Genomic DNA, 19,858 nt, shown 5'->3' with positions numbered 1-19,858 from the left:
GGAGACCATTATGGCTGATAACGATTCTTTACACTATCCATACACTTCCCAGAGAATGGAAACCATAGGCAGGAACGGGATGGTAGCGACAAGCCAGCCTCTGGCAGCCCAGGCAGGCCTGGATATATTAAAAAGGGGAGGGAATGCGATTGATGCGGCAATCGCTGCCGCTGCCTGCCTGACTGTTGTTGAGCCAACCTCAAACGGGATAGGAGGCGACGCCTTTGCCATCATCTGGACCAAGGGGGAATTGTACGGCCTGAATGCAAGCGGCCAATCACCCGCGTCCATAAGCAGTGATAAAGTGAAGGCAATGGGATATGAAAAGATGCCGAAGTTTGGGCTGGTCCCCGTTACTGTTCCCGGTGCCCCCGGTGCATGGGCAGAGCTTTCCAGGCGTTTTGGAAAGCTTCCGTTGTCAGAGGTGCTGGAGCCTGCCATTGACTATGCGGAGAATGGGTATCCCGTCTCCCCCGTGCTGGCCAAGTATTGGAACAGGGCGGCCGCCGCTTTTAAGCAGGCGCTGAAAGGGCCCGAATTTGAATCCTGGTTTGAAACCTTCCTGCCGGGAGGGAAAGCGCCGGCTCCCGGAGACATCTGGAAGTCGCCTGCCCATGCTGCAACTTTAAGGGAAATTGGTGAAACCGGAGCAGAATCCCTGTATTCCGGAAAGCTTGCCGAACAGATTGATGCTTTTTCAAGAGAGCATGGCGGCTTTATCAGAAAAGAAGACCTGCAGGCATTCAAGCCCCGATGGGTAAATCCCGTCAGTGTCAATTACCGGGGATATGATGTGTGGGAAATCCCGCCGAACGGGCAGGGAATGATTGCTTTAATGGCACTCAATATCCTGAAAAAATTCGATTTTGCTGAAAAGGAATGCGCCGATACGTATCATAAGCAGATTGAAGCAATGAAGCTTGCCTTCAGTGATGGCAAGAAGTATATCACACAAGAGGACAAAATGAGCGTCTCTGTCGAACAGCTGCTAAGCGAGGGCTATGCCGATGAACGGAGCCGGCTGATCGGCAGCACAGCATTAGAGCCTCTGCCGGGAACACCGCCATCCGGGGGTACCGTTTACTTGTCGTCCGCTGATTCAGAAGGAAATATGGTTTCTTTCATCCAGTCCAATTATATGGGTTTCGGATCAGGGATTGTTATCCCCGGCACAGGACTTGCGCTGCAAAATCGCGGAGCCGATTTCTCCCTGGAGAAGGACCATGCAAACAGCCTTGAGCCCTCCAAACAGACATATCACACCATCATCCCGGGATTTTTGACGAAGGGCGGCGTACCTGTGGGCCCATTCGGAGTGATGGGCGGCTATATGCAGCCGCAGGGCCATGTGCAGGTTATCATGAATACGCTTGACTTTCACCTGAATCCACAGGCTGCACTTGATGCACCCAGATGGCAGTGGCTGGAAGGGAGAACGATAGAAGTTGAAAGAACGGTACCTCAGCATATCGTCGATTCGCTTATCCGGAAAGGCCATATTATAAAAACAGCGGCAGACTCAGGCAGCTTCGGCCGGGGCCAGATTATCTGGCGCAACCCGGAAACCGGCGTGCTCCATGGTGGGACCGAGCCAAGGACTGATGGAGCCGTTGCTGTCTGGTAAGCCTTATAAATGAACATCAAAGGATCTGATAATCATGAAACATATACAGATATTCATGGCTTTCTTCAGGGTGGGCATGCTGGGCTACGGCGGCGGCCCTTCCTCCATCCCGCTCGTCCATAAGGAAGTAGTAGAAAAGTACAAGTGGCTGGATGATGAAGAGTTTGGCGATATCCTGGCACTTGCCAACACTCTTCCCGGACCGATTGCAACCAAGATGGCCGGGTATATCGGCTACCGGACTGCAGGGATCCTTGGGCTGTTAAATGCCCTGGCTGCTTCTGTCATTCCGACCATCCTCCTGATGATTGTACTGCTCTCGTCACTGTCCGCTTATAAGGATAAGCCCTGGGTGCTCGGAATGACTAAGGCAGTTGTCCCGGTGGTGGGTGTCATGCTCGCAGTCCTGACCTGGCAGTTTTATAAGAACGGGGAAAAGGGGCTGGGCTGGAAGCTCAATCTTGTCCTGATCACAGCAAGCCTCATCGCCATGGAAGTACTGGGCCTCCATCCCGGCTTCCTGATCGCAGGACTGCTTGCCTGGGCGGTATTTTCTCCTGTAAAAAAGCAGAGGGCAGCAGCCAGTGAAGAGGTTGCTGCATCGGAAAGGAAGACGGTATGATGATACAGTGGAAGATTTTCCTTGCGTTTTTCATCCCGGGAATCCTTGGGTACGGCGGCGGGCCGTCTTCAATCCCGCTGATTGAAAATGAAGTGGTGGACAGATATAACTGGCTCACTGTCAAAGAATTCAGTGAGGTCCTCGCATTCGGCAACTCTCTGCCGGGCCCGATTGCTACCAAGATGGCGGGGTATATAGGATATCAGCAGGGCGGAATATTGGGGGCCATTACCGGTGTTTTTTCCACTGTCGCCCCTTCTCTTATTCTGCTGATTGCACTCTTAAGCTTGCTATACAAATTCAAGGATTCCCCGCGCGTCAAAAAGATGACGTTATTTGTCAGACCGGCGATTGCCATCATGCTTGCCGTCATGGCCTTTCAATTTTTCAAGGGCTCGTATCTGGACATCGGCGTTCTGCAGACTGTTTTGCTATGCGCAGCAAGCTTTATCCTGATGGAAAAGCTAAAGGTGCATCCCGCTTTTGTTATTGTTGGAGCGCTGGGGTATGGTGCGGTATTTCTTGCTTGAACAGGATTTAGTGAAGAAAAAAAGAGGATGTCCCGGGAGTTTGGGGCATCCATTTTTGTTATGAAAAGGTACAGGGATGGTGCGGACCGTCGAAAGAGATAATATTAAGCTTTTTACACATTTTCTGTGCGTTTTGACTCAGATTTTTGCTCTATTTCACTTCTGCAGCCTGTTTTTTAATCATAAGGACTCATTTATTCCGATACGAGAAGCTTTTAACACTATGTGCCTAGCACTTTACTTGCGGCACTGAGACCTTTACTTGCCGAAACCTTCATCTTACTTGCGGATTAGGCAGTTTTACTTGCGGAATCGGCAGATTTACTTGCGGAACTGACTCATTTACTTGCAATTCTCTGGAACGGAACAGCCAGCTGCTTTCTTATTATATGTACACAGCAAAGCCCGGGAAAAATCCCGGGCACTGTTTTTGGAGCTGATAAGACAGCTCCCTTTGCTTTTATTTATTCCAGCTTTCAAGCAGCCGGTCCGAAGGCAGCATCAGTGCCAGGATTCCGAACAGCGGAAGCATGCCGACCCACTCAATTGTAGGCAGCAAGCCGAACTGGTCAGACAAGGACCCGAGAGCCACTGAGCCGATGGCGCCCATTCCGAAGGCAAGGCCCACTGTCAGGCCGGCCATTGTGCCTACTTTTCCCGGGACCAGTTCCTGTGCATACACGACCATTACACTGAAGCTAGCCATAAGAACAAAGCCGGTCAGCAATAACAGGATGATCGCAAGAGGAGCAGGCACATAAGGAATCAGGATGGTAAGGGGGCTGCTGCCAAGGATGGAAAAGAGAATAACATTCCTTTTTCCGAATCTGTCGGCAAGCGGGCCGCCGAAGAACGTGCCAAACGCTCCGGCCGCAAGGAACGCGAAAATATAAACCTGTGACTCTCTTATGCTGAAAGAATACTTTTCTATCAAATAGAAAGCGTAGAAATTCGTCATTCCTGATATATACCAGGAACGGGCGAAAATAAGAAATAACAGGATGGAAAGAGAAATCCAGATTTTCCTTGTCAGCGGCCGGCCTCCGGCTCCGCGAGCCTTCATTTTTTTCCGATACGCACCAAGCGCATTTGTATACCAGCCGGCAATGTAAAACAAGAGAAATACAGCCGCAAGAGCAACGAGCGCAAACCACAGACCGCCAATCTGGCCGAGCGGAACAAGCACGAGTGCCGTGATCAGCGGCGCCAGGGCCTGTCCGGTATTGCCTCCCACCTGATAGATGGCCTGGGCAAGACCCCGTTTTGAACCGGCTGCCAGGAATGCAACCCTGGATCCTTCCGGATGAAAAACCGCAGAACCGATCCCGATCAAAAGGACGGAAAGGATGATCAGGGAGTAATCCCTGACAACAGCAAGCAGCACAATTCCAAGGAGTGTGCTTGTCAGCCCGGCGGGAAGGGCATAGGGCATAGGCTTTTTATCGGTATACCATCCCACTGCAGGCTGCAGGAGCGATGACGTAATATTCAGGGCAAAAGCGATGATGCCCAGCTGTGTATAAGAAAGAGCCATGGATTTTGCGAGAATGGGAAACATGGCGGGAACCACCGATTGAAGCGTATCATTCAATAGATGGCACAAGCCCAGGATCAACAGCACCTTGAAGGCGGGCTGCTGGGATGGAACGTTTTTTTTTGCTGTGGCAGCGAGGTTCATAATAGACTCCTAACTTTTTATTTACTTGATTAAGTATTTGGATAAATTATAAAACAAATCTCCCACAAGGTGAAGACAGCAAGCTCAGAATTTAAGCTGTTTGACAAAGGGAGCCAAATTTCTTATAATAAGTCTTGAATTCAAGATATCCAAATTTTAATCAAAATGATAAGGCGGTGAAATGCATGAGCCAGGAAAGCATTCAGCAATCGCTTAAATTATTCATTGTTCTGTCAAGGGCCCATCGTGCCATAAATGATCATGTTAATAAACATATCGCTGCCCAGGGACTGAACCCGACGGAATTTGCCGTCCTCGAGCTGCTGTATCACAAGGGCGATCAGCCTCTCCAGCAGATAGGCGGAAAAATCCTGCTTGCGAGCGGAAGCATTACTTATGTGGTGGACAAGCTTGAACAAAAGGACTTTTTGGTCCGTGTGGCCTGTAAAAAAGACAGACGGGTAACCTATGCCCAGATTACCGAGAAAGGCAAATCCTTTATCGAATCTGTCTTCCCTGAACACGAAGAAGGCATAGACGAACTTGTCAGCGTCCTCGATCCGGAAGAAAAACAGGCAGCCATCGATATCCTCAAGAAATTGGGCAAGCATGCCGCTTCCCGCTGATTCACTTAGAAGCCCGCCTGAGGGCTTTTTTTGTGTTTATGGAGTTGTGGACGAGTAAGTTTCCTTACTAGAATGGAAAATGTTCAGCAGTCTTCTGGGCAGGTCCTGGAAACCTGCTTAAATAATAAAAGCACTTATTTGTAAGTGCTTCAACTCCTAATCAATCCGTATAAACTTCACTCTTATAATCGCCCATATCTCTTAATTCTTTAAGGCTTGTTGAATTTGGGCCTCTATACCTACAATGGCAGCCTTGATATCCGCTATGAATCCCTGCAAGAAATTTATAGAAGAAGAGAAGTCTTGGAAGTATTGTTCGGCTTCTTCACTGAAAGCTTCAAACCCTTGGCCAGAACGCCAGGAAGAAGAAAGCGCCATTACATCTTTTATAGTGGCATGTTCTGTGCGCAGCTGTGCCACAAACGTGTTTTGTGCTGATTCAACTGATTGTAGGTCCGAAAGCTCTGCATAGAGTTCTTCCAATTTTTTAGTTGTCATCATGGCAGCTTATCCGCCTTTACAAATAAGTTCTTAGCATTTTTCATATCATTGGCCATTTCATTGGTTTGTTGATCAAACCAGCTGTAAAATAAATGAGCCTCGATCAGGACTGTGTTGTGAAGGGAAGAGTAGATTCTAATATTATCTAATGAATCTGCGGCCATTTTAAAATTAGTTGTAGCTTCTTCCACGCCTTTTGCGGCTTCCAATATCTTATTCGATAAATCACCAAGGTTTTGGGGAGTCAGGTCAATGGTTGCCGTCTCGATACCTTCTCGGGGCGAATGATACAACGCTTCTCCGGTCAAAGCATTTGTCATAAATGAGTTGTCGAGATTGCCCAGTGCATCAAATTCAAAGTATTTCATGTTGTGATTCTTGGGCCCTGTAATGGAATCCATAAAACGTCCTACGGCATTTGTGCCGCTGTTTTCCAGTTTTAAAGGTGGTGCCGATATAATAAGTGGAGCCGATATGCCGTTCATAAGGGTTGAATGCACCAGCGCCTATTGAACCTTTTGGGTTCACATAGTGAACAATTTGCTGATCAAAGTCCCCATCCTTCACCTTTTTTTGCATCTGATCCGGCAAAAGATGGACGACACTCGGCGCGCATTATAGGTCACACCTTCCAGATTGTGTCTTGCTGCCGTGTATCCGGCCAATGCTCCACCGAGTGAGTGTCCGGTCACACTGATCGTTACATTTTTGTCTTTGTATTCGTCTTTTACGTCCTTTACGAGCTGATCTGCACTAAGAAACTGGCTCTTTTTCCCGTTTATTATTTTACTGACATCACCGTACCCAGCTTTTGTGTTGGCGATATACTCTACATCTTCAACATAATCCTTGACTCCCTTAGATCCTCCTCTGAATGCAACTTGATTCTTGTGCTTGTACACTTCTGCGTCGAAGCCGTTGCCGACATGAGTCACAAGATTTTTGTTAGTTACACGTCCAATGGGACTCGTGGATGTGGATGGATACGATAAAGCAGACAAAGAAAATGAATTAAATGTAACGATCAATGTCGGGGACGATTATGACGTGATGGGAGTAGGTTATACGAAAGATATTAGACCTATTAACGAATCAAAATAGTATTTTCCAAATGGCAGGGGGGACACCCTGTCTTTTTATGTACAAAAAGCACATGGAAGCCAGGAAAACAAGGCGCTCTGTCTGAACAAAATGGCCATTATATGTTGCTTTCAGAAATTAAAATAGGTATACAATACGCATCGATTGAACTCAATAATCATCCACCATTTACCATAATAATAGGTATATAAAACAGTCCAAGGAATTGGTAAAATTAAGAAAAAGATACTCTTATTGACTTTTACACTTTTTATGTTTTCTAACTGGAGGAACAAGGAGGGAAAAAAGAGGAGAAACGGGTATGAGATATGTCTATCCTTTCAACTCTAATGGCAAGGAACGTGTTAAAGGACTCTGCCATATTTAAAATGTTAAAAACTATCAAAACAAAGATGGTTCTTTTACTTTTAAAGATATCGGACCGGCAGAAAAAGAATCTATTCTAGATGTAATAGGTCCAAAAAGAATATAATAATCAACCCATGAAACAACAAATAGTAGGAGGAATGCTTCAATGTCAAAAAAGATTCTAGCCATTTTAACAGCTCTGGTCATTCTATTTTCAATGTTCGTATCGTTAAATCCAGTTTCAGCTGGAGGTGAGACAAAATATGTAACAGCCAGTGCTCTAAATGTTCGGAGTGGTCCCAGTACAGAACATAAAGTTGTTGCAGTAATTAAAATGAACCAAGCAGTTGTTGTATCTGGAACAAGCGGGTCTTGGAAGAAAATTGCAGCTAATGGTAAAACAGGTTGGGCTTCCGGTAAATATCTTGCTTCAACTCCATCTGTATCTCCAAAACCAGCAGGTAATCTAGCAAATGGACTCAAGACAGTTGGTGCAAATAAACAACTGATTCTTGTTACAACAAATGGATATACAACTACAGCAGCGGGTATTAAGACATTTGAAAAAGACTCTAATGGAAAATGGGTTCAGAAAATGTCAGTTCGAGGATATGTAGGCAAAAAGGGAATTGGTAAAGGAAAAGAAGGAGATGCTAAAACTCCAGCAGGCAAATATACAATTCGTACAACATTTGGACAAAAAGGTAATCCAGGAACAAAAATGCCTTTTAGAAAAATTACAAGTGATGACGTATGGGTAGATGATTCTAATTCTAAGCTTTATAACACTTGGCAATCTAGAAGGAAAACACAAGGCCAGTGGAAAAGTGCTGAAAATATGAACCATAGACTATATACTAATGGATTTGTAATTGATTATAATACTGCGCGAGTACCAGGAGCAGGTAGTGCTATTTTCTTTCATGTTGGAAGCAGCTATACTCTTGGATGTGTAGCAACAGCTGAGTCAAATGTAGTTTCTGTTATGAAATGGTTAGATCCTAGCAAGAAACCAGTTATTATTATGACAGCTACACAAGACCTTAATAAATATTGATGCTGAATAGTCATGCAGACAACAGTTCTGCGGGCTTTTTGCATCTTGTTTCTGTAGGACAATACAATTACATAAGAGTGAACACTGACTGAATGATAGGCGCCAGCAGTAGATTAATCGTATAGTTTTAAAGTAGAACAGTATTTTCAAAATATCCTGAAGAATGCACTAATGCTGCTGCCCTGGACAACTATCCAGCCAGAGTTGTGCTATAGCACAGGACGTAATTTCCATCCTTACAGGGAAGGCCGCCATTGGAAATACTTTTCTATAATTAAGAGGATTTTTAAATCCAAAAGCAGAATAATGTATGGAATACATAGAAGGAAGTGTGAATGGATGAAATTTGAACAATATGAATATAAGCGCCCGGATATGGAAGAGGTAAAGGCAAAACTCGGGGAGTATATCAACGGGTTCAAGGAAGCGGGCTCTGCTGGGGAGCAGAATAAAATCATGCAGCAGATCAATGAGATCCGCGGCGATGTGGACACTATGGTAAACATTTGTTATATCCGCCATACGATTGATACGGAGGATGAGTACTATAAGGCAGAACAGGATTATCTCGATGAAATGGCACCGGAGCTTGAAGAATATATATCAGATTATTATAAGGCACTTACTTCCTCCTCTTTCCGAAGCGAGCTTGAAGCGCAGTGGGGCAGGCAGCTTTTTGCCCTTGCCGAGTCTCAGCTGAAGACATTTTCACCAGAGATCATTCCCCTTCTGCAAAAAGAAAATAAGCTGGCTACCGAATACAAGCAGCTTATGGCTTCTGCAAAGATCATGTTTGAAGGTGAAGAAAGGACATTGATCCAGCTCCAGCCTTTTGCGGAGTCAGAGGACCGCGATATGAGAAGGAGGGCGAATGAGGCCCGGAATGGATTCATGGTCGAGCACGCCGAAAAACTGGATGAAATTTATGATGAGCTTGTAAAGGTTCGGACGGAAACGGCTAAAAAACTGGGCTATGAGAACTTTGTGGAACTTGGCTATTACAGGATGAGCCGGACTGATTATAACGCAGAGATGGTCGCGAATTTCCGCTCCCAGGTAGCTGAGTTCATCGTCCCGCTTGCCACACAGCTGAAAAAGCGCCAGGCAGACCGGATCGGTGTTGACAGCCTGAAGTTTTATGATGAAAGCTTCAAGTTCAAGACCGGCAATGCGAACCCTAAAGGAAGTCCGGATTGGATCATTGAAAACGGCAGGAAGATGTATTCTGAACTTTCACCGGAAACAGATGAATTCTTCAATATGATGATTAATGACGGCCTAATGGATCTTGTGGCCAAAAAAGGGAAAGCCGGCGGAGGTTATTGCACATATGTTCATAACTACCGGGCGCCGTTTATCTTCTCGAATTTCACCGGCACCTCAGGGGATATTGATGTCCTCACACACGAAGCCGGACATGCCTTCCAGGTGTATATGAGCAGGGATTTCGAGGTTCCTGAATATACATGGCCAACTTATGAAGCATGTGAGATCCATTCCATGAGCATGGAGTTTTTGACATGGCCTTGGATGGAGCATTTCTTCAAGGAAGACAGCGATAAATATAAATTTACACATTTGAGCGAGTCTCTGCTGTTTCTTCCGTACGGAGTGGCGGTAGATGAATTCCAGCATTTCGTCTATGAAAATCCTGAAGCTTCCCCGGCAGAAAGAAAAGCTGCCTGGAGAAGGCTTGAAGAAAAGTATCTTCCTCACCGGGACTATGATGGAATGGAGTATCTTGAGGAAGGGGGTTTCTGGCAGCGTCAAGGGCATATTTACAGCACGCCATTTTATTATATCGACTATACGCTTGCCCAGATCTGTGCGTTTCAATTCTGGAAGCGTTCAAGGGAAAACGAACAGGAAGCATGGAAGGATTATCTCCATCTTTGCAGCCTTGGCGGAAGCCAGTCGTTCCTTGGCCTCGTAAACGAAGCCAATTTAAAATCCCCGTTCGATGACGGAACCGTAGAATCGGTGACAGGGGTTATTTCAGAGTGGCTTAATTCTGTTGATGATACACAGTTATAAGCCGAAAAATTCCACATTGTAAAAATTCGTGGATAAAAACTGTTGACAGATCCAAATAGCGGAAGTAAAATTATACTCAATTCAAAAAACACACTCAAAACTGAATAAATAGATTTTTCTTATCCAGAGAGGTGGAGGGACTGGCCCTATGATACCTCGGCAGCGGATTCTTATGAATACTGTGCCAATTCCAGCAGGCTTTGATGCCTGGGAGATAAGGAAGAGACAGAAGCTTGTATATTTATTATGCTGTGCTGACGCGCCTCTTTCTGACTCCAGAAAGAGGCTTTTTTGTTTTTAGAATACGAGTGGGCTAGGAGGAGACGTGTTGATTGTTTTAGAGGATATCCGGAAGACCTATGTTTCCGGCAAGAATGAGGTAGAAGCCTTGAAGGGAGTCTCACTTAAAATTGAAAAGGGAGAAATCTTCGGAGTTGTCGGATTCAGCGGGGCTGGAAAGAGTTCGCTGATACGCTGTGTGAATCTGCTTGAAAAGCCGAGCTCAGGCGTTGTAGAGATTGACGGTGTTAATATCCAGAAGCTTTCGCCGAAGGAGCTAAGACAGGAAAGGAAAAAAATCGGGATGATCTTTCAGCAATTTAACCTCCTTTCCTCAAGGACGGTTTTCGGTAATGTGGCTATGCCGCTGCTGCTCGATAAGCGGCCAAAGCGGGAAATAGAACAGAAGGTAAAGGAGCTTCTCGCCTTTGTCGGGCTTGAGGACAAAGCCGGACATTATCCTGAGCAGCTCTCAGGGGGGCAGAAGCAAAGGGTCGGAATTGCACGCGCACTGGCAACGGATCCATCCATCCTTCTGTGTGATGAAGCAACCTCCGCCCTTGACCCGGATACGACAGCCTCGGTCCTCGCTCTCTTAAAAAGGATCCGGCAGGATTATGGAATTACCATTCTTATGATCACACATGAGATGAACGTAATCAGGGATATTTGTGACCGGGTGGCCGTGTTGGAGGACGGAAATATCGTTGAGCAGGATTCCATTTTGAATTTGTTCTCCAACCCAAAGACAGATATTGCCCGCAATTTCGTCCGGACTGTGCTGAACGTGGAAATTCCAGAAAAAATAAAATCTCTTCTGGATAAAGACGGCAGTACCCACCATGTATATAGAATTGTATTCAGGGGGGATTCAACTACGCAGCCGCTGCTGTCAAGGATAGCCAAAAAGTTCAATGTGGATGTTAATGTCCTCCACGGAACGATCACGGAGCTGCAGGGAGTGCCCTTTGGCAATCTGGTTGTAGATTTTGCCGGTGAACAGCCGGAGATTAACCGGGTTCTGCTGTATATTGAACAGCAGCAGGTCTGGATCAAGGAGGTGCTTCCTCATGCCGTTTGATTGGCAGGCTTTTTGGCCGCAGCTGGCTGAGGCCTCAAAACAGACCGTCAGCATGGTATCTTTTTCATTATTATTCTCGGCACTTATCGGCATTCCGCTTGGAGTGATCCTCGTCGTAACAAGATCCGGGCACATCCTTGAGAATCGTGTGGTCTTCACCATACTGAATACCATCATCAATATTCTGCGGTCTGTTCCATTCATTATCCTGCTGGTTGCAATCATACCGTTCACAAGATTCATTGTGGGTACTTCGATCGGCACTGCAGCGGCAGTCGTACCGCTTATTGTCTATGCTGCACCATACATCGGCAGGCTGATTGAAAATTCACTGCTTGAAGTGGATAAAGGGGTTATCGAAGCCGCCCAGGCAATGGGGGCATCTCCATGGCAGATCATCTGGCGCTTTCTGATCCCCGAGGCGCTGAGCTCTCTTGTCCTTGCACTGACCATTGCGACCATCGGCCTGATCGGTGCCTCAGCGATGGCAGGGGCAGTTGGAGGCGGCGGACTCGGAGACCTTGCCATCACATACGGATATCAGCAGTTTAAAACAGAGATTATGCTGGTGACGGTTGCCCTTCTTATCATATTTGTTCAGGGTCTGCAGTCACTGGGAAATTTATTATCTAAAAAAATCAGAAGGAGATAACATTATGAAAAAATTACTTTCTATCATTCTAGTCGTTGTACTGGCGGCCCTCGCCGGCTGCAGCTCATCAGGTTCAGGAGAAGAAACCAAAACAGTGAAGCTTGGCATCAGCGGCTCTGACACAAGGGTATGGGATTTCATCAGTAAAAAGGCAGAAAAAGAAGGCATCAAAATTGAAATTGTTAAATTTTCCGATTACGTACAGCCAAACATGGCACTTGCTGAAGGAGAAATCGATGCAAACTCTTTCCAGACGGTAGCCTACTTCAATGAATTCAAAAAGGAACATAATCTCGATCTCTCAGCTGTTGGTACAACAGTGCTTGCTCCAATGGGCTTATTTTCAAACAAAGTGAAAAGTCCAAAGGAAATAGGCAAGGGAGATGAAATTGCAGTTCCAAATGATGTGACAAACCTGGGGCGCGCCTTGCTGCTGCTGCAAAAGGCAGGACTTATCCAGTTAAAGGAAGGCTTTGATGGCAAGGGGGGCCTTGAGAACATCACGGAGGATAATGGCATTAAAATCACGCCTGTAACAGCAGCCCAGACACCAAGAGCACTTGATGATGTGGCTGCGTCCATCATCAATAATGGAATTGCGGTCGATGCCGGCTTAAACCCGAAAGAAGACCCGATCTTCAGGGAAGATAAAACGGCTGTACCGTATGTCAATATTATCGCTTCCCAGTCAGACCGGAAAAATGATAAAACATTGAAGCGCCTTGTAGAAATCTATCAAAGTAAATCAGTTTCGGACTTCATTAAAAAAACCTATAAAGGAGCAACCATTCCTACCAAGCTCCCTGTCAAAGAAATTGAAAATCTATAATAATGGAGGGGAAGATGGATGTCTGTCATTACATCTGATATAAACAGAAAGCATATAATAGAAGAAATAGATAAAAACAGGGAAACATATTTAAAAATCAGTCATGAAATCCATGCAAATCCTGAAATCGGGAACCAGGAATATTTTGCTTCAGGGAAGCTCATTTCCCTGCTTGAACAGGCCGGTTTCAGCATTGAAAAGGATATTGCGGGTCATGAAACAGGTTTTATAGCACGGAAGAAAAGTGAAAAGGATGGGCCAACAGTGGCCTTCCTGGCTGAATATGACGCCCTGCCTGGACTGGGCCATGCCTGCGGGCATAATATCATCGGAACTGCCAGTACCGCAGCCGCCATCAGCCTGAGCAAGGTACTTGATCAGACCGGGGGAGAAGTGGTTGTATTCGGCACACCTGCCGAAGAAGGGGGGCCGAACGGAAGTGCCAAAGCCAGTTTTGCCAAAGCAGGGCTCTTTTCCGGAGTCGATGCGGCGCTTATGATCCACCCAAGCGGCAAGACAGCACCAACAAGCCCTTCACTTGCGGTCGATCCCCTGGATTTCCAATTTTACGGGCGTCCTGCCCATGCGGCTGCTTCTCCGGAGAAGGGCATCAATGCACTCGATGGAGTCATTCTTCTGTTTAACGGAATTAATGCACTAAGACAACAGCTGCCGGGGGATGTGCGCATCCACGGAATCATCACAGATGGCGGAGAAGCTCCCAATATTATACCGGGATTTGCCTCGGCACGTTTCTTTATCAGGGCCTCTACAAGGAAGAGATGTGAAGAAACGACGGAAAAAGTAAGGAAAATAGCAGAGGGTGCGGCCCTTGCCACAGGAGCGGAGCTTAAGGTTGTGCAGTATCAGAATGAAATCGACAACCTGATATTCAATAAACCCCTGAATGATGCTATCACTGAAGAACTGGCTGTGCTTGGGGAGAACGTCAGCGGCAGCAGGGAAGGAATCGGTTCAACAGATGCGGGGAATGTAAGTCATGTTATTCCCACTGTTCATGCGTATATCAAGATCGGGCCGGATGATTTGATTGCCCACACAGACGAGTTCCGTGAAGCTGCTGCTTCAGAGCTTGGAGATAAATCACTCATAACTGCGGCAAAGGCTTTGGCCTTGACCGGCTGCCGCCTGCTCACAGAAAAGGAACTTTTACAGAGCGTTAAGAAAGCTCAGCTTGAAGCTGCTCAGTAAGGTCTATGAAAAAAAGCTGCAGACAGACCCGGTGAATCGGATCTGCCTGCAGCTTTTTTCTGTTCATTTGCAGCAACTTGCCATCAGGCGGGGACCGAATCCCCCATTTGTTTCCTCACCTGTGCATTCGTTCAACATGATTCATGAGACCTTTGATAGAATAGAACAATATCAACCTAAATGCAGCTACAGGAAGAATTATTTTATTCCGATGGATTCGGTGCCGAAGGAAGGGTGATTGTAAGGCGTGTTCCTTCTTCAACTCTGCTGGATATCTTCAACGTACCCTTATGCTGTTCAATTATTCTTTCCGTAATCATTAATCCAAGGCCTGTTCCTTCTTCCTTTGTGGTAAAGAAAGGCTTGCCTATTTGGGATAAAATCTGATCCGGTATGCCGTCTCCATTGTCCTCAATCACTATATGAATGTGTTTATCTTTTTGGACGCTGATTTTAATGAAGCCGCCGCATGTAAGGGCTTCGAAGCTGTTTTTCAGAATGTTAATGAACACTTGCTTCATCTGGTTGCCTTCACAAAGGATGAAATACTCCTCGCGGGGAAGATCCAGAATGATATCAACATTCTTGAAATGAGCCTCCGGCTGATAGAGGACAACGATCTCCTGAATCAATTCTTTTATATCATGAATTTTCATATTAGCAGCGTGCGGCTTGGAAAGCATGAGAAACTCGCTGATGATGGAATTCATCCTGCTTATTTCTTTTTGGATGATCATATAGTAATGCTGACGGGAAGAATCTTCCTCCAAAAGCATTTGGACAAAACCGCCGATCACCGTCAGGGGATTGCGGATCTCATGTGCCACCCCGGCGGCGATTTCACCTGTTATTTTCAGTTTTTCAGAGTTTTTCATATAATCTTCGATCTGCCTGTTTTCTGTCAAATCCCGAATGATGGCAGATACAGCTATCAATTTATTGTGCTCCCCGTAAATTGGAGAAAATGCCGCCTCCGCAATCACCTTCTGGCCGCTGGAGTTCCGCGCTGGCATCAATTCCAATTCCTCGGGAGATTCGCCTGACTTCAGCCTTTTAACAAGCTCGGGAAACGAAAACGGCTCTTGATAATCGAATAAGTCAGTGAATCGTTTTAAATGGAGTTCTCCAGCCGGTTTTGAAAATAAGTCCGTAAAAGCCATGTTTCCCTCAAGTATTCTTCCGTTCTTATCCAGTATGCAGATTGCATCCCTGGAATAGGTAAATAAAGATTCAAAATAAGATTTCGTTGAACGGAGGTCATCTTTTGCCCGCCTTTCACCTTCAAGCGCTTTATTCCATAATTCAATGGTGAACCGGAGAAGGATGTACAAAAGGGCTGCAATGAAGAGGCCGAAGAGTAAGAAATAAGGGAGATCCTCATGCCCCCTTGAAGCAAAAATAGCGTCCCCCATGATCATGTATACAACCGCTATGAGAAACAGGGACACTGCGCCGCATATAAGCAGGAGAGGGATGCTGAGATAGAAGGCTGACACAATCAGCCCGGCATAAAGAAATATGTAATTAATGATATGGGGAGACACCATATTTAAATAAAAGGTGTAAGCAAACACTCCTGACAAAATAAAATACATCAATGCAAGCGGCGGAATCCGGCAGGCATATAAAAGGGTCAGAATCAAAGTAATGATGATGCCTATGGGCGGCCAGACAATTTTATAATCATATTCGTTAAAAATATAAAATAAGTAATCCAGGATATTGATAATCCATAAAAATTGAAGGATTGTCTTATTTCTTTTATGCATCAACGCATTTTTATCCATAAATCGCCGCCTTTCTCCACCATTCTACAATTATCTTCCTTTATTCTACAAAAATAGATGATTATTTACAATCCACAATCATCCAATAATTTCAATATTTAACTTTTTAGATACTTTAATATTAATAAAGCGATATCTTCTTATACTTTCAGAAAAATAAAAGCTGGATGGCTTGTCTAAAACCGGTTACTTCTTCATATAGATGACAAGAAGGGGTGATCGGTATGAAGGTCAGCTGGCCGGGAGCCATCCAGGTTGGAGCTGTCTATATTGGAACCATAGTAGGTGCGGGGTTCGCCACCGGCCGGGAGATTGTTGAATTCTTCACCCGATATGGTTTTCTTGGGTTGCTCGGAATTGGAGCTGCCGGTTTTTTATTTGTGGCTGGAGGTACAAAGCTCATGCTGCTTGCCCGAAGATCAGGGGCAAAATCATATGAAGAATTTAATATTTATATTTTTGGCAGCAAAATAGGCAGTTTTTTAAACTTTCTCTTTTTTATTATGCTCCTGGGGGTAACGTCGGTGATGTTTTCAGGGGCTGGGGCAGTGTTTCAGGAACAGCTTGGCATCCCTAAACCGGCAGGGGTAATCCTGACGATGGGACTCGCATTGATCATTTTACTGCGCGGCCTGAAGGGGCTTTTCCTGGTCAACACGGTCATTGTTCCTATCATGATCCTATTCAGTGTGCTGATGTGCATCTATTCAGTGAAAGGGGGACGGGTAATAGAGTCCTTCTATTTTATACCGGAAATAAAGTCTTATTGGGCGGCGGCAGCATCTCCATTTTTATATACTGCCTTCAACCTTGCTTTATCACAGGCAGTGCTTGTACCGGTTGCCCATGAAATAAAAGATGAAGGTACCATCAAAGCGGGAGCTGTTCTCGGCGGACTTTTTTTAAGCCTGATACTATTGACCAGCCATCTGTCATTAATCAGCCTCCCGGATATATTACAGTATGAAATCCCCACAGCGGCAGTTATGAAACAATATGCCATCCAATTTTATTGGATCTATGTATTGGTGGTGTATGGTGAAATTTTCACCAGCATTATAGGGAATATTTACGGCATTGAACGGCAGCTTTATAACTGGCTGAAGATTCCTTCGTTTACCATTTATATCTTATTATTCATCGCAGCCTATACACTCAGCTTGATTAATTATGGAAGCCTTCTTTCTTATCTGTATCCCTTATTCGGAAAAATCAGCGCGGTATTCCTCTTCCTTCTGTGGCTGAAAGGCAGAAAAATCCATGAAAAAACGCCTGTCTGAGTCAGGCGTTTTTTACCTTTTATTTAGCTGTGCTCTTTGAAATGGTTTTTGCCATTTCAAGCATTGGAGAACGGTAATCCTGCCCTTTTTTAGTGAACATGGTGATCTTCACGGGCGTTTCTTTATCCTTAATCAATAATGCAGTGACCACTTCGTCACCGCCGGCAGCTTCCATGGCAATGGTATTTTGCCTATCAAGGCCTGGAAGCGAAGGGGATGAAATGCTTTCTGATACACTCATCAGCTGTGCTTTGGCCATCCCTTCCTGCTCCTCCCAGTTGGCATTAACAGGCAAAAGCTCAATTCTCATGGAAATGCTGTCATCTTTTTTAAGGAAAACGAGATCCTTATTCGGCTCTTCTGCGGTTAATTGGAAGTCCTGCAGAACATACATGGAATATGTTTGATTGCTGCTGTTCTTTAAGAATCCTGTACTTTGGCTAGTTTTTCCATTAACAGTAAATTTCAGGCTCTGCTCCATTACCCTCATTGTATTCCCCGCGCTGCTGTCTTTTGAAGGCTGTTCAGGCTTTTGGTTTGTTTCCGGTTCCTTCGCCTGCTGTTTTTGTTTTGACTCTTCTTTGACTTCTTCTTTTTTCGCTTCTTCCTTCACTTCTGTTTCAGCCCCGCTGCCGTTTGAAGAGGCTTCTTCCGTCTTTTCTTCCTTTGGCTTCTCTTCTGTCCCGGATTGTGATGAAGTGCCGCACCCGGCTAAACCCAGACTCAGAACACCTGCTGCTGCTATCATTTTACCGTACTTTATCATGTTCATTTCCTCCCTGTTATCGCTTGGCTGCTACCTAAAGCATAATTCTGGTCTTTGCTCTATTAGACGTATTCCATTTCATAAAGTTACAAATTCGACTTAGTTTATACGGCTGTCTTCCTTATTATAAAAAATATGTAAAAATTTAATATAGGCATTTAGGCATAGCCTGCTTTGAATGCAATAATAACAAACGTGAATTTTTTACCCGCAGCCCATGGTAAGAAACTAGACAATAGCAGGAACAAACATAATAGAGCGGTGGAGCGGAGCAAGGCGCAAAGCAGGAATGCCAGAAGATAAATGATGTTCACACTCTATTGCTGGGAGCCTCATGATACATGCAGCTCCGCCGCTCAAAAAAAGGGGGCCAGTGTGGCCCCCGTAATCAAGCATTTTCTGCAACTTTGACAATCTTATAATTTTTATGGTTGACAACTGTCTTTTGTTCTAATTCAAGTTCGCGATAGTTATCCATATATGTCAGGTCGACTATTACTGAATTTTCGTTAACTTTTTCAACGACACCCTTTAATCCTTCTCGGAATTCGATGACATTTCCCACTTCTGCCTTCTTCAACCAAATCACAACCTTTATCAAAAGTAGTATAAAAACTCTTCATCAGGCTCTTTCCATTCGGCGGCAAATCATATAAAGTGAAAAGAGCATTTCTAATTTATTAACATCACTAGTGGATGAATTGTAGATATTATTTGGTATTTTATGAAAATAAATTAGACTATTAAAAAACATTTTAATGGCAAACAGCAGACGAAGCAAGCATTACTTATGAAAAGGCATACATTTTTTGCGGATCTGCGTTACAGAGGGGTGTAAATATGGATAAAGAATGGGCTGACAGCCTTCTGACACAGCTTTCAAACGGGGAGATCAGTAAGATAGAAATAGAAAAGGAAGATTTTCTCGGCTTCAGGGCTGTCTTGGTGGCAAGAGAGGATTTTAAACATTTTCGGGGAATCGCCAGGCATCATGGCGGAGTCACCTATGAGTATTTAGCAGAACCGCGAAGCTGAAAAGATGAATAGGCCGGAATTTAAAAAGGAGGCTGAAACCCGCCCGTGAAAGGCGGACAGCCTCTTTTTTCTGTGGAAAAGGGGCGGAGCTGCATGTATCATAAGGCTTCCTGCAACTAGGTATGAACATTATTTATCTTGCTGGCATTCCTGCCTGCGCCCTATTGTGTTTGTTTCTACTCTTGTATAGGTTCCTTTCCATGCATGGGCTGCGAGTAGAAACTAATGTTTGTATTCTGAATTAAATTTCATTCAATACTTCAGGCTTTCTTAATCTTTTCAAAGCAGCTTTTCTCCAGGACTTTACCGAATCCTTAGTAACATCCCATTGTACGGAAATTTCTTCTATAGTCTTTCCTTCATATACCCCTCCGAGCCACTTTATTCCATTGTCAGTAAGGTGTGTACAAAGGAACTCAAACCTTTCATCCTTAAAATAGATTTCTGACGATGAACTGCTGCTTTCCTCCTTCCACTCGGTACCATATTTTTCTTCATGTCTATGCTCCTTGTTCAGCTGATTAAGCATCCGGCCTTTTATAACAGAGTAGGCAAACGGCAGAAACGGCCCTTTAGCAGCCGAATGCTTTTCTGCTGCCTCCCATAACGCGATAAGTCCAATTTGAAAATATTCCTCCTTCTCTTTATAGATTTTCAGCGAATTTATGACCTTATTGATGAGCGGTGTATAAAGCAGGGCAGTTTCATTGAATCCATCCATTTGTTTTCCTGACTAAGGCATACCTTTGTTTATTCCCGGGTAAAACAAACATACTGGAAATAGGAAAGGGAAATCTAACCAGATTTTATAAGAAA

General features: G+C 44.9%; 21 protein-coding genes and 1 riboswitch. Of the genes, 13 read left to right on the top strand and 8 right to left on the bottom strand.

What is annotated here, in order from left to right; translation table 11 throughout:
- The first annotated feature begins 10 nt into the window (after nt 1-10).
- The 3 genes from ggt to V1498_RS15470 are packed head-to-tail and all read left to right on the top strand — an operon-like array spanning nt 11 to nt 2,776.
- Nucleotides 11-1,624 carry a gamma-glutamyltransferase gene (ggt, locus tag V1498_RS15480; protein ID WP_409294581.1) on the top strand — a complete coding sequence of 538 codons (1,614 nt, stop codon included), beginning with the start codon at nt 11-13 and terminating at the stop codon, nt 1,622-1,624.
- Nucleotides 1,625-1,658: 34 nt separating this feature from the next.
- Nucleotides 1,659-2,246 carry a chromate transporter gene (locus V1498_RS15475; protein WP_409294580.1) on the top strand — a complete coding sequence of 196 codons (588 nt, stop codon included), beginning with the start codon at nt 1,659-1,661 and terminating at the stop codon, nt 2,244-2,246.
- Nucleotides 2,246-2,776, top strand: a complete 531-nt coding sequence (locus V1498_RS15470) for a chromate transporter (RefSeq protein WP_409299309.1) — start codon at nt 2,246-2,248, stop codon at nt 2,774-2,776. The genes V1498_RS15475 and V1498_RS15470 overlap by 1 nt, the downstream gene beginning before the upstream one ends.
- Nucleotides 2,777-3,236: 460 nt before the next feature.
- Here V1498_RS15470 and V1498_RS15465 read toward each other — a convergent pair whose 3' ends face one another.
- Nucleotides 3,237-4,454 (bottom strand): MFS transporter, encoded by a 1,218-nt coding sequence (locus V1498_RS15465; RefSeq protein WP_409294579.1) that lies wholly within the window; start codon nt 4,452-4,454, stop codon nt 3,237-3,239.
- Between the two features lie 185 nt (nt 4,455-4,639).
- Between V1498_RS15465 and V1498_RS15460 the strand changes: the two genes are divergently transcribed.
- On the top strand, nt 4,640-5,080 hold the full coding sequence (locus tag V1498_RS15460) for a MarR family winged helix-turn-helix transcriptional regulator (protein WP_409294578.1): 441 nt from the start codon (nt 4,640-4,642) through the stop codon (nt 5,078-5,080).
- A 201-nt stretch (nt 5,081-5,281) separates the two neighbouring features.
- Here V1498_RS15460 and V1498_RS15455 read toward each other — a convergent pair whose 3' ends face one another.
- From V1498_RS15455 to V1498_RS15445, 3 genes are all read right to left on the bottom strand, one after another.
- Nucleotides 5,282-5,581 (bottom strand): hypothetical protein, encoded by a 300-nt coding sequence (locus V1498_RS15455; protein ID WP_409294577.1) that lies wholly within the window; start codon nt 5,579-5,581, stop codon nt 5,282-5,284.
- On the bottom strand, nt 5,578-6,066 hold the full coding sequence (locus V1498_RS15450) for a hypothetical protein (protein WP_409294576.1): 489 nt from the start codon (nt 6,064-6,066) through the stop codon (nt 5,578-5,580). The genes V1498_RS15455 and V1498_RS15450 overlap by 4 nt, the downstream gene beginning before the upstream one ends.
- Before the next feature lie 78 nt (nt 6,067-6,144).
- Nucleotides 6,145-6,516, bottom strand: coding sequence for a lipase family protein (locus V1498_RS15445; RefSeq protein ID WP_409294575.1), 372 nt, complete (start codon nt 6,514-6,516; stop codon nt 6,145-6,147).
- 7 nt (nt 6,517-6,523) lie between these two features.
- Between V1498_RS15445 and V1498_RS15440 the strand changes: the two genes are divergently transcribed.
- The 7 genes from V1498_RS15440 (at nt 6,524) to V1498_RS15410 (ending at nt 14,174) form a co-directional block, all read left to right on the top strand.
- Complete coding sequence (locus V1498_RS15440; protein WP_409294574.1) at nt 6,524-6,682, top strand: hypothetical protein; 159 nt, start codon at nt 6,524-6,526, stop codon at nt 6,680-6,682.
- A gap of 514 nt (nt 6,683-7,196) precedes the next feature.
- Nucleotides 7,197-8,087 carry an SH3 domain-containing protein gene (locus tag V1498_RS15435; protein ID WP_409294573.1) on the top strand — a complete coding sequence of 297 codons (891 nt, stop codon included), beginning with the start codon at nt 7,197-7,199 and terminating at the stop codon, nt 8,085-8,087.
- A 339-nt stretch (nt 8,088-8,426) separates the two neighbouring features.
- Nucleotides 8,427-10,121, top strand: coding sequence for a M3 family oligoendopeptidase (locus tag V1498_RS15430; RefSeq protein WP_409294572.1), 1,695 nt, complete (start codon nt 8,427-8,429; stop codon nt 10,119-10,121).
- 116 nt (nt 10,122-10,237) lie between these two features.
- A riboswitch (SAM riboswitch) is annotated at nt 10,238-10,342 on the top strand.
- Between the two features lie 107 nt (nt 10,343-10,449).
- Complete coding sequence (locus V1498_RS15425; protein WP_409294571.1) at nt 10,450-11,481, top strand: methionine ABC transporter ATP-binding protein; 1,032 nt, start codon at nt 10,450-10,452, stop codon at nt 11,479-11,481.
- On the top strand, nt 11,471-12,133 hold the full coding sequence (locus tag V1498_RS15420) for a methionine ABC transporter permease (protein WP_409294570.1): 663 nt from the start codon (nt 11,471-11,473) through the stop codon (nt 12,131-12,133). Before V1498_RS15425 ends, V1498_RS15420 begins: the two co-directional genes overlap by 11 nt.
- 4 nt (nt 12,134-12,137) lie before the next feature.
- The gene (locus V1498_RS15415) at nt 12,138-12,962 is read left to right on the top strand and encodes a MetQ/NlpA family ABC transporter substrate-binding protein (RefSeq protein WP_409294569.1); all 825 of its coding nucleotides are present in this window, start codon (nt 12,138-12,140) and stop codon (nt 12,960-12,962) included.
- An 18-nt stretch (nt 12,963-12,980) separates the two neighbouring features.
- Entirely contained in the window at nt 12,981-14,174 is a 1,194-nt protein-coding gene (locus tag V1498_RS15410) for a M20 family metallopeptidase (RefSeq protein ID WP_409294568.1), read from the top strand.
- A 203-nt stretch (nt 14,175-14,377) separates the two neighbouring features.
- Here the strand turns inward: V1498_RS15410 and V1498_RS15405 are convergent, their stop codons facing one another.
- Nucleotides 14,378-15,961 (bottom strand): ATP-binding protein, encoded by a 1,584-nt coding sequence (locus V1498_RS15405; protein WP_409294567.1) that lies wholly within the window; start codon nt 15,959-15,961, stop codon nt 14,378-14,380.
- 224 nt (nt 15,962-16,185) lie between these two features.
- Here V1498_RS15405 and V1498_RS15400 point away from each other — a divergent pair, with 224 nt between their 5' ends.
- A complete protein-coding gene (locus V1498_RS15400) occupies nt 16,186-17,241 on the top strand; it encodes a hypothetical protein (RefSeq protein WP_409294566.1) in 1,056 nt (351 codons plus the stop codon).
- 19 nt (nt 17,242-17,260) lie between these two features.
- On the opposite strand, the gene V1498_RS15395 is transcribed toward V1498_RS15400, so the two are convergent.
- Together V1498_RS15395 and V1498_RS15390 are read right to left on the bottom strand one after the other, a co-directional pair.
- Nucleotides 17,261-18,007, bottom strand: a complete 747-nt coding sequence (locus V1498_RS15395) for a hypothetical protein (RefSeq protein WP_409294565.1) — start codon at nt 18,005-18,007, stop codon at nt 17,261-17,263.
- 388 nt (nt 18,008-18,395) lie between these two features.
- On the bottom strand, nt 18,396-18,587 hold the full coding sequence (locus tag V1498_RS15390; protein WP_409294564.1) for a YkvS family protein: 192 nt from the start codon (nt 18,585-18,587) through the stop codon (nt 18,396-18,398).
- Nucleotides 18,588-18,847: 260 nt separating this feature from the next.
- Between V1498_RS15390 and V1498_RS15385 the strand changes: the two genes are divergently transcribed.
- Nucleotides 18,848-19,042, top strand: a complete 195-nt coding sequence (locus V1498_RS15385) for a hypothetical protein (protein ID WP_409294563.1) — start codon at nt 18,848-18,850, stop codon at nt 19,040-19,042.
- A 241-nt stretch (nt 19,043-19,283) separates the two neighbouring features.
- On the opposite strand, the gene V1498_RS15380 is transcribed toward V1498_RS15385, so the two are convergent.
- The gene (locus V1498_RS15380) at nt 19,284-19,763 is read right to left on the bottom strand and encodes a sigma factor (RefSeq protein WP_409294562.1); all 480 of its coding nucleotides are present in this window, start codon (nt 19,761-19,763) and stop codon (nt 19,284-19,286) included.
- Nucleotides 19,764-19,858: the final 95 nt, after the last annotated feature.

This window comes from Paraperibacillus marinus (assembly GCF_046237605.1).
In the GTDB taxonomy this organism is placed as follows: Bacteria; Bacillota; Bacilli; order Bacillales; family DSM-1321; genus Paraperibacillus; species Paraperibacillus marinus.
This window is presented reverse-complemented; position numbering and strand designations above follow the sequence as displayed.

Excerpts from the sequence above, each read along its gene's own strand:
- ggt (WP_409294581.1), top strand. The coding sequence starts at position 11 with ATGGCTGATAACGATTCTTTACACTATCCATACACTTCCCAGAGAATG.
- V1498_RS15475 (WP_409294580.1), top strand. The coding sequence starts at position 1,659 with ATGAAACATATACAGATATTCATGGCTTTCTTCAGGGTGGGCATGCTG.
- V1498_RS15470 (WP_409299309.1), top strand. The coding sequence starts at position 2,246 with ATGATACAGTGGAAGATTTTCCTTGCGTTTTTCATCCCGGGAATCCTT.
- V1498_RS15465 (WP_409294579.1), bottom strand. The coding sequence starts at position 4,454 with ATGAACCTCGCTGCCACAGCAAAAAAAAACGTTCCATCCCAGCAGCCC.
- V1498_RS15460 (WP_409294578.1), top strand. The coding sequence starts at position 4,640 with ATGAGCCAGGAAAGCATTCAGCAATCGCTTAAATTATTCATTGTTCTG.
- V1498_RS15455 (WP_409294577.1), bottom strand. The coding sequence starts at position 5,581 with ATGATGACAACTAAAAAATTGGAAGAACTCTATGCAGAGCTTTCGGAC.
- V1498_RS15450 (WP_409294576.1), bottom strand. The coding sequence starts at position 6,066 with ATGAACGGCATATCGGCTCCACTTATTATATCGGCACCACCTTTAAAA.
- V1498_RS15435 (WP_409294573.1), top strand. The coding sequence starts at position 7,197 with ATGTCAAAAAAGATTCTAGCCATTTTAACAGCTCTGGTCATTCTATTT.
- V1498_RS15430 (WP_409294572.1), top strand. The coding sequence starts at position 8,427 with ATGAAATTTGAACAATATGAATATAAGCGCCCGGATATGGAAGAGGTA.
- V1498_RS15420 (WP_409294570.1), top strand. The coding sequence starts at position 11,471 with ATGCCGTTTGATTGGCAGGCTTTTTGGCCGCAGCTGGCTGAGGCCTCA.
- V1498_RS15415 (WP_409294569.1), top strand. The coding sequence starts at position 12,138 with ATGAAAAAATTACTTTCTATCATTCTAGTCGTTGTACTGGCGGCCCTC.
- V1498_RS15410 (WP_409294568.1), top strand. The coding sequence starts at position 12,981 with ATGTCTGTCATTACATCTGATATAAACAGAAAGCATATAATAGAAGAA.
- V1498_RS15405 (WP_409294567.1), bottom strand. The coding sequence starts at position 15,961 with ATGGATAAAAATGCGTTGATGCATAAAAGAAATAAGACAATCCTTCAA.
- V1498_RS15400 (WP_409294566.1), top strand. The coding sequence starts at position 16,186 with ATGAAGGTCAGCTGGCCGGGAGCCATCCAGGTTGGAGCTGTCTATATT.
- V1498_RS15395 (WP_409294565.1), bottom strand. The coding sequence starts at position 18,007 with ATGATAAAGTACGGTAAAATGATAGCAGCAGCAGGTGTTCTGAGTCTG.
- V1498_RS15385 (WP_409294563.1), top strand. The coding sequence starts at position 18,848 with ATGGATAAAGAATGGGCTGACAGCCTTCTGACACAGCTTTCAAACGGG.
- V1498_RS15380 (WP_409294562.1), bottom strand. The coding sequence starts at position 19,763 with ATGGATGGATTCAATGAAACTGCCCTGCTTTATACACCGCTCATCAAT.